General features: G+C 53.2%; 15 protein-coding genes. 8 read left to right on the top strand and 7 right to left on the bottom strand.

Features of this window, described 5'->3' with window-relative positions:
* Positions 1–54: 54 nt before the first annotated feature.
* Positions 55–1410, top strand: a complete 1356-nt coding sequence (locus tag ACJJIY_RS10810; protein ID WP_444927011.1) for a substrate-binding domain-containing protein — start codon at positions 55–57, stop codon at positions 1408–1410.
* 292 nt (positions 1411–1702) lie between these two features.
* Here the strand turns inward: ACJJIY_RS10810 and ald are convergent, their stop codons facing one another.
* Positions 1703–2848, bottom strand: coding sequence for an alanine dehydrogenase (gene ald, locus ACJJIY_RS10805; RefSeq protein ID WP_444894668.1), 1146 nt, complete (start codon positions 2846–2848; stop codon positions 1703–1705).
* 195 nt (positions 2849–3043) lie between these two features.
* Between ald and ACJJIY_RS10800 the strand changes: the two genes are divergently transcribed.
* Positions 3044–3529, top strand: coding sequence for an Lrp/AsnC ligand binding domain-containing protein (locus ACJJIY_RS10800; protein ID WP_282931670.1), 486 nt, complete (start codon positions 3044–3046; stop codon positions 3527–3529).
* A gap of 50 nt (positions 3530–3579) precedes the next feature.
* Here ACJJIY_RS10800 and ACJJIY_RS10795 read toward each other — a convergent pair whose 3' ends face one another.
* The 3 genes from ACJJIY_RS10795 to putP all read right to left on the bottom strand — a co-directional run bounded on the left by ACJJIY_RS10795 (position 3580) and on the right by putP (position 6283).
* A complete protein-coding gene (locus ACJJIY_RS10795) occupies positions 3580–4044 on the bottom strand; it encodes an Mpo1 family 2-hydroxy fatty acid dioxygenase (protein WP_444894669.1) in 465 nt (154 codons plus the stop codon).
* Positions 4045–4151: 107 nt separating this feature from the next.
* Positions 4152–4664 (bottom strand): O-acetyl-ADP-ribose deacetylase, encoded by a 513-nt coding sequence (locus ACJJIY_RS10790; protein ID WP_444906091.1) that lies wholly within the window; start codon positions 4662–4664, stop codon positions 4152–4154.
* A gap of 152 nt (positions 4665–4816) precedes the next feature.
* On the bottom strand, positions 4817–6283 hold the full coding sequence (gene putP / locus ACJJIY_RS10785; protein WP_444915807.1) for a sodium/proline symporter PutP: 1467 nt from the start codon (positions 6281–6283) through the stop codon (positions 4817–4819).
* A gap of 210 nt (positions 6284–6493) precedes the next feature.
* On the opposite strand from putP, the gene ACJJIY_RS10780 reads away from it, so the two are divergent.
* A complete protein-coding gene (locus ACJJIY_RS10780; RefSeq protein WP_444894819.1) occupies positions 6494–7099 on the top strand; it encodes a hypothetical protein in 606 nt (201 codons plus the stop codon).
* Here the strand turns inward: ACJJIY_RS10780 and ttcA are convergent.
* Entirely contained in the window at positions 6984–7901 is a 918-nt protein-coding gene (gene ttcA, locus ACJJIY_RS10775; protein ID WP_444894820.1) for a tRNA 2-thiocytidine(32) synthetase TtcA, read from the bottom strand. The genes ACJJIY_RS10780 and ttcA overlap by 116 nt on opposite strands.
* A gap of 120 nt (positions 7902–8021) precedes the next feature.
* Positions 8022–8690, bottom strand: a complete 669-nt coding sequence (locus tag ACJJIY_RS10770) for an arylesterase (RefSeq protein ID WP_444927010.1) — start codon at positions 8688–8690, stop codon at positions 8022–8024.
* Positions 8691–8735: 45 nt separating this feature from the next.
* Between ACJJIY_RS10770 and ACJJIY_RS10765 the strand changes: the two genes are divergently transcribed.
* From ACJJIY_RS10765 to ACJJIY_RS10750, 4 genes are all read left to right on the top strand, one after another.
* Positions 8736–9458 (top strand): ABC transporter ATP-binding protein, encoded by a 723-nt coding sequence (locus ACJJIY_RS10765; RefSeq protein WP_445359607.1) that lies wholly within the window; start codon positions 8736–8738, stop codon positions 9456–9458.
* A complete protein-coding gene (locus ACJJIY_RS10760; RefSeq protein ID WP_445359606.1) occupies positions 9458–11908 on the top strand; it encodes an ABC transporter permease in 2451 nt (816 codons plus the stop codon). Before ACJJIY_RS10765 ends, ACJJIY_RS10760 begins: the two co-directional genes overlap by 1 nt.
* Positions 11909–11915: 7 nt before the next feature.
* A complete protein-coding gene (gene bioA / locus ACJJIY_RS10755; RefSeq protein ID WP_445359605.1) occupies positions 11916–13220 on the top strand; it encodes an adenosylmethionine--8-amino-7-oxononanoate transaminase in 1305 nt (434 codons plus the stop codon).
* A gap of 405 nt (positions 13221–13625) precedes the next feature.
* Positions 13626–14042 carry a DUF6746 family protein gene (locus ACJJIY_RS10750; RefSeq protein ID WP_413664776.1) on the top strand — a complete coding sequence of 139 codons (417 nt, stop codon included), beginning with the start codon at positions 13626–13628 and terminating at the stop codon, positions 14040–14042.
* Positions 14043–14164: 122 nt separating this feature from the next.
* Here ACJJIY_RS10750 and csrA read toward each other — a convergent pair whose 3' ends face one another.
* Positions 14165–14353: a carbon storage regulator CsrA gene (gene csrA, locus ACJJIY_RS10745; RefSeq protein WP_445359604.1), complete on the bottom strand. Its 189-nt coding sequence runs from the start codon at positions 14351–14353 to the stop codon at positions 14165–14167.
* A 1299-nt stretch (positions 14354–15652) separates the two neighbouring features.
* Here csrA and ACJJIY_RS10740 point away from each other — a divergent pair.
* A complete protein-coding gene (locus ACJJIY_RS10740; RefSeq protein ID WP_445359603.1) occupies positions 15653–16144 on the top strand; it encodes a hypothetical protein in 492 nt (163 codons plus the stop codon).
* Positions 16145–16157: the final 13 nt, after the last annotated feature.

Here is a 16157-nt window from a genome sequence, read left to right as displayed (position 1 = left end):
CACAATTAAGTCATATTTTGCGCCCTCGTTTTACCACCTTACGGTCGAATTACTATGAGCGTATTTTTAAGCCGGCTAAAGCAAACCCTTACCTTCCTTCTTCTTGGGGGGGCACTGGCTGCTGCAACTTCTACAGCCCAAACCCGTTTCCCTCCCGATACAACGGGCCTGCTTTTTACTCTACACGGCTCCAATACTGTCGGTGCAAAGCTGGCACCCAACCTGGTGAGTGATTACCTGGAATCCCGAGGTGGCAGTAATCTGGAGGTTATTCCTCTAGAGAAAGAAAATGAGGTTCGAGTACAGGGGGATCTCGGTGGCAATAAAATTTATGTCGATATTGCGGCACACGGTTCAAGCACTGGATTTAAAGGCCTTGAACGGTCCCAGGCCAATATCGCCATGGCTTCGCGACCAATAAAAGATGCTGAGCACGCAGCCCTGAGTCGCTTTGGAGATATGCGCGGTCAAGGTGCAGAACATGTTATTGCTATCGATGGACTCGCCATTATTGTTCACCCTAAAAACCCCATTACTCAATTAACCCTGCAACAAATAGCAGCAATATTTTCCGGGAAAATTACCGACTGGTCTGAAGTGGGCGGGCGGAAAGGTCGTATCAAAGTTCTGGCGAGAGATAATCAGTCCGGCACCTGGGATACGTTTAAAAGCTTGGTGCTTGGAAAAAAGCACTCCCTTATTGCCAATGCAAAACGCTTCGAATCGAATGATCAATTGTCGGACCGTGTTTCGGCAAACCCCAATAGTATTGGATTTGTCGGCTTGGCATCTATTCGACGGGCCAAGGCAGTGTCAGTATCCGATCAGAACACCCAACCACAAGCTCCAGAACATCTGACAATTGCAACTGAAGACTACCCCCTCTCCCGCCGCCTTTTTCTCTATACCGCTGCTTACGGTTTAAAACCCGCCGCCGAAGAGTTCCTGCACTTTGTACAGAGTGAGCAGGGGCAGGAGCAGGTAAAGGCCACTGGGTTTGTCGCGCAAACGCCGATCGGTGTAAAACCTGAAGCCAATCGGGAAGGCCCCAGCGAGTACCTAAAATTAACGGAAAATGCAGAGCGCCTGAGCATTAACTTCCGTTTCTCTGAAGGCAGCGCCTCTTTAGATAACAAGGCAAAACAGGATATACAGCGACTTGTCCGCTTTATGCAAAAGCCTGAGAACAGCCACAAGCGACTGCTATTGATCGGATTTGGCGATGAGAAAGTGAGCGAGGGACGCTCAATCGTTTTATCAAAACTACGCGCAGTTACCGTTCGCTCAGCTCTAAGGGATCACCAGATTAATACAGCACCGGTTCAGGGCTTTGGTGCCTATCTGCCGGTAGCCTCCAACAGCTCCAGCTCAAAGATAAAAAATCGCCGGGTAGAAATCTGGGTTATTTAACCCTAGCCCAAAACCCCTCTCCCTCGTGAGGCGACAAGGAAGTCCCTCAGCACCCTTTCTGTTTTTCCTTCTCCCCTTCCCCAGTTTTTCCCTAAACAACACATCCAGCTTTTTCTAAAGCATAAATAACGCGCATAAAAAAGCCGCGTAAATACACGGCTATCAATTAGTGGCTATGCCACCAGGTCTCACAGAGAGGAACGCAAAGAGCGCTCCGGGGGAAACTTCCCAACAACAAGCGCGTTACCGCTTATTTACAATGCGGCCGCCCGCAGGCGGCCACCGGGGGCAATTAAGCTACAGCGTCTTCCGCTACTGCTTGTTTTTGCAGAGCCAGTTTGGGATCTACAAACTCGTAACCCAATACGTCGGCTACGGCTTGGTAGGTCACCATGCCAGCGTGAACATTCAGGCCTTCCAGCAGGTTGGAATCGTCCAACAGTGCCTGCTTGGCGCCTTTGTTTGCCAGGGCTACCGCGAAAGGCAGGGTGGCATTGTTCAGGGCCATAGTGGAGGTGCGAGCTACACCGCCGGGCATATTGGCAACACAGTAGTGAACCACACCATCAACTACGTAAGTAGGCTCTTGGTGAGTAGTCGCCTTGGAAGTCTCGAAACAACCGCCCTGGTCAATAGCAACGTCAGCTACAACTGCGCCTTTCTTCATGCGGCTGATAATGTCGCGGGTCAGCAATTTGGGGGCTGCCGCGCCAGGAATCAGAACCGCACCAACAACCAGGTCAGCTTCCAGTGCGTGCTTTTCAATAGCATCGTTAGTGGAGTACTCAGTGCGAACCGCACCACCGAAAATATCATCCAGCTGACGCAGACGCGGCAGGGAGCGGTCGAGGATAGTAACGTCAGCACCCATACCCAGGGCCATCTTCGCTGCGTTAGTACCAACAACACCGCCACCGATAATCAGGACTTTAGCGGGAGCTACACCGGGAACACCGCCGAGCAGTACGCCGAGACCACCCTGGGCTTTTTCCAGGTGGTGGGCACCGCACTGTACAGACATACGGCCGGCAACTTCAGACATAGGCGCCAGCAGAGGCAGGCCACCGAAGCGATCGGTTACAGTTTCATAAGCGATGCAGGTAGCGCCGGACTTAACCAGCAGCTCAGTTTGTTTGGGGTCTGGAGCCAAGTGCAGATAGGTGTACAGAACCTGCCCAGGGCGCAGCATTTCGCACTCGTGGGGCTGGGGTTCTTTTACCTTGACGATCATATCGGCAGTGGCAAAAATCTCTTCCGGAGTATCGATAATCTTGGCGCCGGCTTGAACGTACATCTCGTCGGGGAAACCAATAGCGGCACCACCATCCTTCTGTACAATCACTTCGTGGCCGTGGCCAACCAGTTCGCGAACACTCGACGGCGTCAGGCCAATACGATACTCGTGGTTCTTAATCTCTTTAGGGACGCCAATCAACATTTTCCTTCTCCTCGCTCTGTGCGCTCGGTACTGCCTTAATCAAATAGGAGTACCTAATTTCTATGTTTTCCCCAGTATAAGAACAGATAAGAAGTGGATATTTGGTAGATTTTTGATAAAACTAGTGGAATCCACTACACAACCAGTCGGCAAGTCTACTTTTTGACCATGTCGACCAATTCGGAGTCAGCAGTTATGCGCAAACGTGCGGGAGAGCTAAGCACTATCGACCGGAACATATTGCGTGTTCTACAAAAGAATGGACGAACCAGCTATGCAGAGCTAGCCCGGCAGGTAGGTCTGACCGCGACCCCCTGCGTCGAACGGGTCAAACGCCTGGAAAGTGACAACGTCATTCAGGGCTACACCGCCCTGATCAACCCGGAGTACCTCGATGCTGCCCTGGTGGTTTTTGTGCAGATCAGACTGAATCGATCCGCACAAGATGCCTTTGAGGAATTTCGCAACGCCGTGGCCGCCCTGCCTGAAGTGCAGGAGTGTTACCTGGTATCCGGGAATTTCGATTACCTGATCAAAGCCCGGGTGGCGGATATGAGTGCCTACCGCAAGTTCTACGGCGAAACGCTTTTAACACTGCCGGAAGTGCAGGAGTGCACCAGCTATGTGGTGATGGAAGAAGTCAAAGAGACATTGGAAGTACCGGTTCACTACAACCGATAGGGGGATAGATCGATGAGTGGCCACAGCCACTCATCTGCATAAACCGGCAATCAGTATTGAATGCCCAGTTTCCGGTAAATAAAACCAATCACCCAGGCTGGGCCGATCAACAGGAATTGTAAGTCCTTAAAGAAAGAGGGTTTCTTGCCTTCGATATGGTGGCCAATAAATTGGAACACCCACATGATCACAAATAGGGCCAGTGCCGTCTGCCAGATGGGCACCCCCAGCCGCTCCAATACCGACCAAGCCCACAAACACAGAACAGTTAACCCCGTCATTCCCAGGGCAATGGGAAACGACATCGCGAAATAAAACAGGAGAATCGGGATTGTCACCACGACGGCCCAATTCAGCCAGGGAATTGTCGCCATAAAGTCCGGCTGCGGAACTGCCCACAGAAGTCCGGCCACGGTCGCATAAATTACGGGAACAGCAATCCAATGAATGGATTTGTTGATCGGATTCTGATGACTCTCACCATACTCGGAAAACCACTGCTGGGCACTGCGCATGACAATCTCCTCATTCTTATATTGTTATTGTCAGAGCAATAATAATCGCCAAGCCATGGATATCAATCAATGGCCGAAAATACCACGAGGCCTACAAAGCGTGGCTTTTAGCGCCTAACGTAAGCATCTAACTGGGATAAATAGAGATCCGCCATCGATTTATCGAAACAGCAGAATACAACCTGCTGCGGCGCCCCCTCCTTCTCCTGGAATTGTTGCACTTGCTCCACAGCCACTTCTACGGCCAGCTCCGGGGGATAATCGTAGATACCGCAACTGATCGCCGGAAAAGCGATTGAGCGCATGTTTTCGCGCCGGGCCAATGCCAGGCAGTGCCGATAACAGCTGGAGAGCAACTCGGGCTCACCCAAACTGCCGCCGCGCCAAACTGGCCCAACCGTGTGGTAGATACGTTTTACGGGAATGGAATAAGCGCCAGTGGCGCGCACTTCACCAACAGGACAACCGCCCAGACTGCGGCAGGCCTCCAGTAGATTGGGCCCCGCTGCGCGGTGTATGGCCCCATCGACACCACCGCCGCCCAAGAGACGGCTGTTGGCAGCATTGACGATTACATCGACGTGCAATCGAGTGATATCACCGAGATGAACTTTGATCACTCAGCATCTCCAACCGCTATTTGAATAATTGCTGCGGATGGAAATCCATTTCACTTCACAACAGTCGCACCTTTGCCAGAGATGCGTCCCTAGCGCGGCTGGTCTGTCTCGGCCCGAGCGAGTCGCTCGGGCTCAAGTCCTGCCCTGCCCCCTCAACCAAGCAACTTGCGGTGCTGTGAGGCAACGGCTTCCGGGCACTTCGTCAGCGCGCTCACTAACACGATAGCAGCTGAAGAGAAAACAAAACCCGGCAACAGCTCATAAACATCAAAAATGCCACCGGAGAGTTGCTCCCACACCACAACGGTGAGGCCGCCAACGATAACACCGGCAATAGCACCACTACCGGTCATACGAGACCAGTAGAGACTGATCAACAACGCCGGGCCAAAAGCAGCGCCCAGACCAGCCCAGGCGTAACTCACCACATCCAGAACCTTGGAATCCGGGTCCATCGCAATCCACACAGCGACCAGTGATAAAGCAACCACAGCCCAGCGCCCCACTTTCACCATGGCTTCCGGGGTGGTCTCACGCCCAAACCAAACGTGGTAAATATCCTCCGCCAGTGCAGCCGAGGACACCAACAGCTGGGAATCTGCCGTACTCATAATGGCAGATAGAATCGCCGCCAAAAGAACACCGGCAACTAGCGGGTGGAACAGCACCTGCACCATTTCCATAAACACAGTTTCGCCATCAGGCAGGCTCTGCTGGATTTCCAGGTGTGCAAACAAACCTACCGCCATTGCGCCCAAGAAGCCCGCCAGGGACCAAACCGCTGCCACTGTCGCCGCAACCGGAATATCGTTAGGGCTGCGCACCGCCATAAATCGCGCCAAGATGTGCGGCTGGCCGAAATATCCCAGTCCCCACGCAAGGGAACTGAGTATCGCCACCAGGCTTAATGTTTGCCCGGTGCTATCGGTCATCCAGTGGGTCAGCTGTGGCATCTCCGTTTGCAGGCGAGTCCAGCTGGCAGAAAAACCACCCTGATCAGAAATAACAACGAGGGGCACCGCAATCAACGCCGCACTCATCAGCAGTCCCTGGAACACATCAGTCCAGGACACCGCCAAAAACCCGCCAAACAGGGTGTAAGAAATAACGGCAACCGCACCGATAATCACCGCCCAGCGATAATCCCAGCCAAACACCGTTTCAAACAATTTGCCACCGGCAATCAGGCCGGAAGCCACATAGAAAAGGAAAAATAACAGAATGAATATCGCGCAGACGGTGCGCAGATAGGGGTGCCCCATCTTAAACCGACGATCCAGATAGGCTGGCACCGTCAGGGAGTCGTCCAGCTCATAGGTGTAGATGCGCAGACGCCGGCCCATTGTCACCCAGCTCAGAACGATGCCGGAGAAAAGGCCGATTGCGATCCAACCGGCGGAGAGCCCCGCTGCATAGGCCGCGCCAGGCAAACCCAGAAGCAGCCAGCCACTCATATCCGAGGCTCCGGCAGACAGGGCCGCCACTGCCGGCGGCAGGGAACGGCCGCCGAGGAAATAGTCGCTGGCATTTTTTGTACGCATGTAGGCGTAAATACCGATAACAACAATCAACGCCAAATAGGCGACAAAAGTAAGGGCGATCAGCCACTCGGCGGCCATAAGGGATTCCTTCTGATCAAAGTGGGGTGGTACTTGGCGCGGGAATAGTCTGCGTTTTCCTGCTCAATTTTTCAGCGCATTGAGCTATGGAAAGAGCACCACCTAAAAATTGTTATGTTTATTGCGCGTAAATCTACCCATAAGGTGGCGCCGACTCAATCAGCAAACTACATATATGTTGGATACAACTACAGAAAAAAAGACAACACTATGGGCATTTGTCTGGACGAGCTCCGACTCCAGGTTATCCGTCCAACCCTCAAGCACTTGAGAGCCTGGAGCCAGGGCATGGAGAATCTCCTTCTGGGAACCGCCGCCCAGGAGTCGCAATTGGGCTTCCACCTCAAACAGGGACGGCGCCACGGGCTGGGTATTTACCAAATCCAGCCCCACACCCACCGGGAAATCTGGGATCAATACCTGATCGATCACCCAAGCCTCGCCTCAAAAGTGCGGGGGCTGGCGAGCCAGCGGGATTTTCTCGATCACCCCCACAGCGAACTGACCACCAACCTGCGCTATGCCACAGCTATCGCCTGGCTGATTTACAGGTCGGCCGAAGTCCACAAGATCCAGGACGAGGAAACCTCAGACGTGGCCAATATGGCGCGCCTCTGGCATCAGCACTTTCACCACGGGCCCAGTGCCAGTCCCCGGGACTTTGAATGCAGTTACGCGCAACTGGTCAGCGGTGCCGATCCTACAGATTCAGCGCCTCGATATACTGGGGCTCCACTTCCTGAGCATCCTCAGGCTCCCAAGAATTCACCTGGCGCTGGATTGAATGGTCAGGACGCTCGACAGCCGACGGCTTAGAGCGATCCAGTTCCAGACTCTCAAAATCGTAGAGGTCCCTGTCCGCCAATTGTGACGGGGACACCCGGGTAATCGCGGCAAAAATATTCTCGCTGCGGCCCGGGAATTTCTTATCCCACTCCCGCACCATCTGTTTGATCGCCTGGCGCTGAAGATTCTCCTGGCTGCCGCACAGATTGCACGGAATAATCGGAAACTGCTTGTACTCAGCGTACTGGGCGATGTCCTCTTCGCGGCAATAGGCGAGCGGACGGATCACGATATTGCGGCCATCGTCGGCGCGCAGTTTGGGCGGCATCGCCTTGAGGCGACCACCGTAAAACATATTCAGGAACAGGGTCTCGACGATATCGTCTTTGTGATGGCCCAGTGCCACCTTGGTGGCGCCAATTTCTTCAGCAAAGCCATACAAGGTGCCACGGCGCAAACGGGAACAGAGCCCGCAAGTGGTCTTGCCCTCGGGCACCACTTCCTTCACGACCGAGTAGGTATCCTTCTCGACAATATGGTGGGGAACACCCAGGGACTGCAGGTATTCCGGCAGGATATGCTCGGGGAAGCCCGGCTGTTTCTGGTCCATATTGACCGCCACCAGTTCAAAGTTAACCGGCGCTGTCCTCTGCAAATTCAGCAGCACATCCAGCATGGCGTAGGAATCCTTACCGCCGGACAAACAGACCATAATCTTGTCGCCCTCTTCAATCATGTTGAAGTCGGCGATGGCGCGGCCCACATGGCGGCGCAGGCGCTTTTGCAGCTTATTAAACTCGAGCCGCTCGCGGCGGTTTTCCAATTCGGGCATGGTGTCTCTCTAACTCATTCGCGACCAGTGACCGGGCCCAGAGTACCGGCACAAAACCTTAAACTTTGGGACCAGATCCAGGCTTTCCTGTTCCTGGGGGCGCGATTGTACGCATTTCGATCACGGAGTACACGACTCACCAGCCGCCTTCTCCCCCAACAGGGACTTCACGCAAGGCCAGACATGATCCAGCAGGGCCGGCTGCGCCTTAGCGGTGGGGTGGATACCGTCGGATTGCATAGCGCCCTGCTCCAGGGCCACGGTTTCCAACAAGAAAGGCACCAGGGCGACCTCTTCGGCCTTGGCCACTTTGGGGAATACAGCGGCAAAAGCCTCGGTATAGGCGCGGCCGTAGTTGGGCGGGATACGCATCCCCAACAGCAGCACTTCTGCCCCGGAGTCTTTAGCCAGTTTTACCATCTGCTGTAGGTTCTTCTGCAAACTCTGGGGTGGGTAGCCGCGCAAACCGTCGTTACCGCCCAACTCGACAATCAGCCACTGGGGATTGTGCTCTTCCATCAGGCGCGGCAGCCGGGTCAGGCCGCCTGCGGAGGTCTCCCCACTGATACTGGCATTAACCACCTTCACCGGGCGCCCCTTCTCCTGCAAGCGCTCTTGCAACAAGTTGACCCAGCCCAACTCCTCATCGATACCGTAGGCCGCACTTATGCTATCCCCTAATACGAGCAGAGTGCCGGGCTTGTTGGCACTCAGTGCCAGATTGGGGACCGACAGCATCAGCACCAAGCCGAACCGAGTCAGTAACTGCCGAAAAAAGGCTGTTGTCATGTCATACTCTCCAAAAATCTCGCGTATCCGCAAAGGGAATACAGTATGTCCGCCATTCTCACGGCAGAAAACCTCTATCACAGGGTCTCCACCAGCGAAGGGCCACTGACCCTATTAAACAATATCTCCCTGAAAGTCGCCCGTGGCGAGAGCCTCGCTGTGACAGGGGCCTCAGGTTCCGGCAAGTCCACCCTGCTCGGCCTGTTGGCGGGATTGGACAAACCCACCGAGGGCAAGATCTGGCTGGCGGGCGACGAGATCACCGCCATGGACGAAGAGCAGCGCGCCGCGGTGCGCGCCCGCTGCGTGGGCTTTGTATTCCAGACGTTCCAACTGCTGCCCGGCCTCACAGCCCTGGAAAATGTGATGCTGCCGAGCGAATTGCGCGGTGAGCGGGGCGCCGCCAAGCGGGCGGAAGAGTTTCTCGCCCGGGTGGGCCTGGAGCAGCGACTGCGCCACTACCCGCGCCAGTTATCCGGCGGTGAGCAACAGCGGGTGGCCATTGCCCGGGCCTTTGCCAGCTTTAGCAGCAAAGATGCCATCCTCTTTGCCGACGAGCCCACCGGCAGCCTCGACGCCGGAAACGGCGCCAAAATTATCGACCTGCTGTTTAAACTCAACGAAGAATCTGACACCACCCTGGTGCTGGTGACTCACGAACAGCGACTGGCAGAGCGCTGTGCCTCCCACCTGCATATGTCGGCAGGCGCTGTAGATTCCTACGCTCCCCTTGTCGACGGGGACAACCTGTCGGAGGTATCCGCCTGATGCTGCCACTCAGACTGCTGTTCAGGGACTGGCGCGGTGGCGAGTTGGCACTAATTGCCTCGGCCCTGGTTTTGGCCGTTACCTGTGTCACTGCGATCGCCCATTTCACCGACCGCCTTACCCGCGCCATGGAGCAGCAATCCCTCACTTTCCTGGCCGCAGAGCGGGTGCTGCGCAGCAGTAAGCCTGTGGATAGCGCATGGCTGGAGGAAGCCGAAAAAAAGGGATTGGAACAGGCCCAGATAGTCCAGTTTTCATCCATGATCTCCGCCAACGACCAGTTCCAGTTTGTCTCGGTCAAAGCTGTCGACAAAGGCTATCCATTGGTGGGACAACTGGAAATCAGCAAGTCCCAGGGAGGCCCTGGAGAAGTGGCACCACAAGGACCTCCCCCGGGAGAAGCCTGGGTGGAATCCCGTCTTCTACCTTTGATGGGAATCCAGCTCGGCGATCCTATCGCCCTCGGCGACACCCAATTAAAAGTGACAGCCATTCTGGAGCGGGAACCCGACCGGGGTACCAGCCTGTTTGATATGGGGGCGCGAGTATTAGCCAATACCGCCGACCTGCCCGCCTCAGGTGTAATCCAGCCCGGCAGCCGAGTGCGCTACCGCTACCTATTTGCCGGCGACGACCAAGTCCTGAAAGATTACTTTGACTGGCTCAAACCTCAACTGACTGAGCACCAGCGGATCTTGGACCTGCGCGAAGGCCAACCCCGGGTTGCCTCAGCCCTGGATAGAGCCGAGTCCTTCCTGTTTCTCGCCGCCAGCCTGGCCGTACTTCTCGCCAGCGTCGCCGTTGGCCTGGCAGCCAGACGCTACGGACTGCGCCACGGCGCCTACGTAGCCGTAATGAAAAGCCTCGGCGCCGGGCGCAACAAAATTCTCGGTATCTACCTGGGACAGCTGGCCGCCCTCACCCTGATTGCCACCGCTATCGGGCTGGCACTGGGCACCTTTATCCAGAGCCAGGCGGTCAACCTGATGGAAGGGTTCTTCCCGGTTCAACCCCCGGCCACCAGCTGGAGCCCACTGCTGATTGGACTCGCCACCGGCCTCGCCTGCGCCCTGGGATTTGCCCTGCCGCCGCTTTTCCGCCTGGCGCGCACAGATCCGATGCAAACCCTGCGGCACGACTGGAGCAATCCTGACAGACGCGAATGGCTCGGGTTGATTCTCGGCCCCAGCGCCATGTTGCTTCTGATCTGGTGGCTGTCCGGCAGTCTGCTTATGACGCTCGCCTTGTTTGTCGGCATGCTCCTATTGGTAGCAGGCAGCGCCCTGGTTAACCGACTCCTGGTGCGCGGCAAGCTGGCTTCCCTGGGCGGCGCCTGGCGTATTGCCCTGGGCAGCCTGCAACGCCGCGCCGCGTTTAACACCCTATTGATTGCCGCTTTTGGCACCGGATTATTGGCCATGTTGGCCATGGTCTTTGCCCGCACCGCCCTGGTGGACGAATGGCGGATGCAATTACCGGAAAAAGCCCCCAACCACTTCCTCCTGAATATCGCCCCCCACGATGTTCCAACCATGGAAAACATGCTGGCAGAGGGCGAGGTAAGCAGCACCGAGTTTTACCCCATGGTGCGCGGCCGTTTGGTAGCAATTAACGGCGTCTCGATTAAAGAGAAAAAAGATCGCCCCGGTGGCGTTCGGCGGGAATTGAACCTGAGCTACACCGACACCCTCGCACCGGATAACCGTATTTTGGAGGGCGAATGGTGGGACAAGGCCAGCGAAGGTGTTTCCGTAGAAGTGGAGCTGGCAGCCCAGCTGGAACTGTCACTGGGAGATCAGTTGCGCTTTTCCATCGGCGGACTCGAAGTAGAAGCCCCCGTAGCCAGCTTCCGCTCGCTAGACTGGAACAGCATGCGCCCCAACTTCTATATGATATTTGCACCGGGCACTATCGATGATTTCCCGGCTACCTATATCACCAGTTTTTACCTCCCACCGGAGGACAAGCTACTGGTCAACGACCTGGTTCGCGCCTTCCCCAGCGTCAGCGTGATAGAGCTGGATAAGATCATCCAGCGTATCCGCGACACCATTAACCAGGTGTCCTTCGCTATCGAATCGGTTATGGCCCTGATGCTGGTTGCCGGGGTCCTGGTATTAATTGCCGGGGTGCGCGCCAGTATCGCCGAGCGATTGCAGGAAGCGGCAATTATCCGCACACTGGGGGGCCGCAGGCGCTTGTTGCTGAGAAGCCTGATACTGGAATTTGGCCTACTGGGTTTTGCCGCCGGTTTGCTCGCGGCTATCGGTGCTGAAGCCACCTTGGCGGTCCTGTCTTATTGGGTCTTTGAACTGCCGGTGATATTGCACCCAGTCCTTTGGCTAACCGGACCACTCACCGGTGCAGTACTGGTTGGCACCGCCGGTACCCTGGCCTGTTACAGCTCGATCAGCCAGCCCCCGCTCAGGGTACTGCGCGAACTGGCCTAACTGATGAATGTCGGCTCTTGAGAATAAAGATGTAGTTTTTATGGACCTGGATTTCGATCGCAAACATATTTGGCACCCCTACTCCTCCCTGATCGACCCGCCTCCGGTATACCCGGTGACGCGGGCCGAAGGGGTACGTATTTACCTGGAAGACGGGCGCGGCCTGATCGACGGTATGTCCTCCTGGTGGAGCGCCCTGCACGGCTACAATGTGCCCGAGCTAAACCAGGCCATGCGCGAGCAGATGGACAAGATGTCCCATGTCATGTTCGGGGGTTTAACTCACGAACCGGCGATCGAGCTGTGCAAGAAATTAGTGGAAATCACTCCAGCTGGCCTCAACCGGGTATTTCTTGCTGACTCCGGTTCAGTGTCTGTGGAAGTGGCTATCAAGATGGCCGTGCAATACTGGCACTCCCATGGCAAGCCCGAAAAGAACCGCCTGCTGGCCCTGCGCAACGGTTACCACGGTGATACTTTCGGGGCCATGGCCACCTGTGATCCAGTCACCGGAATGCATCATTTGTTTGCTGAGCATCTGAACCAGCACCAGTTTGCACCCGCTCCGCAAACACCCTTTGGCAGTACCTGTAGTGACAGTGATATCGCCGAACTGCGCCAGCAAGTGGAAGAGAACCGCGATCAACTCGCTGCGATTATTTTAGAGCCCATCGTCCAGGGCGCTGGCGGCATGCGTTTTTATTCTGCCGATTATTTGCGCCGGGTGCGCGAACTCTGCGACGAGCACGACGTACTGCTAATCGCCGATGAAATCGCCACAGGTTTTGGCCGCAGCGGCAAAATGTTTGCCTGTGAGCACGCCGATATCACCCCGGATATCCTCACCCTGGGCAAAGCTCTCACCGGCGGCACCATGACCCTCGCCGCCGCCCTCTGTACCGATAAAGTGGCCGAAGGTATTTGCCAGGGAGAAGCCGGTGTGTTTATGCACGGCCCCACTTTTATGGGTAACCCCCTGGCTTGTTCCGTCGCTAACGCCAGCATCCAATTGTTACTCAACAGCCCCTGGCAGGAGCGAGTAACTGCGATCGAACAGCAGCTGACCGAACAGCTGGCCCCGTTAAAATCCGCACCGGGTGTCGCTGATGTTCGAGCCCTTGGAGCGATTGGCGTGGTGGAAATGCGCGAGCCGGTAAATACGGCCAAAGTGCAGGAAGCCCTAATCGAACGCGGAGTTTGGCTGCGCCCCTTCGGCAAACTGGTCTACGCCATGCCGCCCTATGTGATTACTAAAGAAGACCTCAGGAAATTAACCTCAGCGATGGTTGATGTACTGGGAGAGATTTCCTAGCTTCCGTACCAAGTAATTTGTGAAGCCGGTCTCAATAATACCGGGTTAACCGGCTCCTCCTGTAAATAACCTTCTCTTTGCTACCGCGAAGAGAGGGTTAACAGATCGAATTCCATAACACGGAGGCGCCTCTTCCTGGCTAAAAACCTCTGTTGCCCCCTCCCCTGCGCATCCTTTCCAGATTCAATTTTCTTATTCCTTACAAATTTCGATCAGCTTGATCGCAATTTTTGCCACAAATGTTTTGAGCACCTAAAAATTCCTGTATCATGAATGTTAATGATAGTTATCCTCATTTACGATAGCGATCAAAGTGGTCAAAATGATCACTGATAAATGTTAGGCATTCACCTCGCCCGATCAATGCCTTATCAACCCTTAGCGTTTGGGCGTTAGAGAGGAAAAATGAGAACTTTAATTGCGTTACTTTTTGCTGTTACTTTTGCTACCACTGCTCAAGCTAGCCCTGCATCAGACGAAAAGCCCATCCAGCATCTCAAAGTAGCGGACGTTACTTCTATGAAGGATGCCAAGAAGATTTTCATTGAGAAAACAGCAGAAATTAAAAGCAAGCAAAAGCTGAATCCTGCTGAACTTCACCAGATTCATGTCATCACCTACACCCTCGAAAAAAGTGTTGAGTATTTCGCTGAGAACCTGAAGGGCGAAAGACAGAAGCTGGCAAAAGACATCGCCGTTGTTGTGGAAAACATCCACATTAACTCCGAAAACAACCGCCCAGAAAAAACCCGCAAGGATCTGAATCACTACTTTAAATTAGCAGAAAAGTTTGAAGCTGGATTTAAGCATAAACATCACTAATACAGATCACTTCCGAGCTTAACCTGTCTCTATCCGCAGCGAAAGGCTCAACTGAAAGCGCTAACTAACAGTAGTTAGCGCTTTCATAGCAACACCACCCCGCCACAATCTCCATCAACTTCTCAACGATTCCCACTGCCCAGATTTCCTTCCTGTCTGATCCGCACATAAATCTCCTCGCGGTGTACGGGCAGAGATTTTGGAGCAATTATTCCTATCTTTACCTGATTGCCCTTAACTTCTAATACAGTGATTGAGACATTCGCTCCAATCCATAAGTTTTCGCCTGTACGGCGCTTTAAGATCAACATATTTTTTCCTACTGATACTCAAACCATAGGTAGACCTTCCACAATCGGAAGTTCGAATAGAAATGTTTTGAGTAACTGCGAGGTGGTGCGCGGGAACGGTAGGCATAGAAAAAGAAAAGGCAGACGCAACGCCCCCAGGACTTGGAAAATCTCTCCAAGCCGCTGATTGTGCTCCACTTTATTGAAGACGAGCGGGTTTCTAGCGTACTATGCATATAGCCATCTTGATAATGTGTGTATCAATTTGGTTAGCTGGCCCCTGGTGTTCCAGCACCTTGGGTCAGCGCCTTTTACTTATTCTTACTTCACGCTACCGTTCTCCTTTTAAGGGATGGTCTTTAGAAAACTCTCGATACTCTTGAACCGAGCTGCTTTGATTGTTGCCTTTAGATGGCTTCTTAATCTCGGCCAAAATACCAATAAATATCTACCGATTTTACGTGGCTTTGACACTAAAACAATCCTAATAAAATCTAATAAGATTATTTTTGTGCCTATATTTTTTGTTGCTCACGCATTAAAAATTTCGATTGCATATAAAAATGGCCGTTTAGATTAATATACCCACCGCTCCCACGCTGGAGTTCAGACAACGATAGATCATCAATGCTTCGACTTAATACGTACTCCACATATCTACAGAAAAGATATCTCCATAGACCAAAGTAACTTGCAGACTTTTAAAATATTATTGCGAGATTTAGGACCTCTGAGCAACCCTGTGATGCCTCTACTTACAGAGTGCTTTCAATAAGAACTCAGCTTCACAGGAATGACTAGACCTTAGAAGAAGTTTCAACACGGTGCATGAATCGTTATGGAAGCCCTCAGTCCAATCCTTGAAGACCACATCTACTGAGTTGCAACGCTTGCAAAGGGCTACATCCATTCGCGGCGAACTGCGCCTAACATCTTTAGCCTTCAAGATCTGCAGAGATATTACAGAGTGATTCAGAGGCACCCTGTATACCTTAACCACTTCCCAACTAATACCAGCCTGTAAAAGTTGGCGAGTGCTAGCTTAGGGATTTACGATCATATTGACCGTGATATTGGAGAACAAGAAGATAAACCCAAAAAAAGTAATGAGATAAAGGGGGTTACGGACTAGCGTTAAAATTGGGATAGTAGTCAAAGTGATCGTTTTTCCAATTTGCTCGGACGTATCAGGATGCTTTAAGTCTATGGTTTTAAATAAAAATTTAGGCTTTGGCGTAGAAATTGATTCTTAGATAACAATCAGGATAATAGTGGTCAGAATGATTACTATATAGCTGTTAGGCAAATTTAGGAAGAACAATGCTCATTATTCAGATAGCACTGGGAATAGTTTTGGCTGTTGTAATCCTGAGGTTTTGGAGGCAAATCCTAGGTTTTGGCATAATTGGCCTTATCGGTATCGCCTTACTGGGTACAGTTTTGACGGCTGGCTACTTCGCTTACGAAAACATCCATTCAATATCGCCGTTTATAGGGCTTGCTGTATTCATTGGAGGGCTGGTTGGGTTAGTAAAGTTCTTTGAGGTTTCAGAAAAATATCTTTCAAAAGTTACTGTGGAAGTTTGGAACCTATCTGCGGGAGATGTTTTCTTTTTGCTGTTCTTGTTGTGCTTGGTGGTGCTAGCTTTTTTCTTTTTTGGTAAAGCAATTTGGTTAACTGAAAGCCGAGCAGGAAATATTCTTATCGGTACGATATTGTTTATAGTTACGGTTTCTGGCTACTTTATTTACCAGAAGGAGCTGAAAAGGGGGCGAGCTAGTCGGTCGGCTCAGGCAAGCTACAAGGAATAATTACCTAACAAGT

The sequence above is a fragment of the Microbulbifer maximicatervae (SeqCode) genome, from assembly GCF_052468155.1.
Note: the sequence above shows the minus strand (reverse complement) of the source record. Positions and strands in the feature narration are given on the sequence as shown.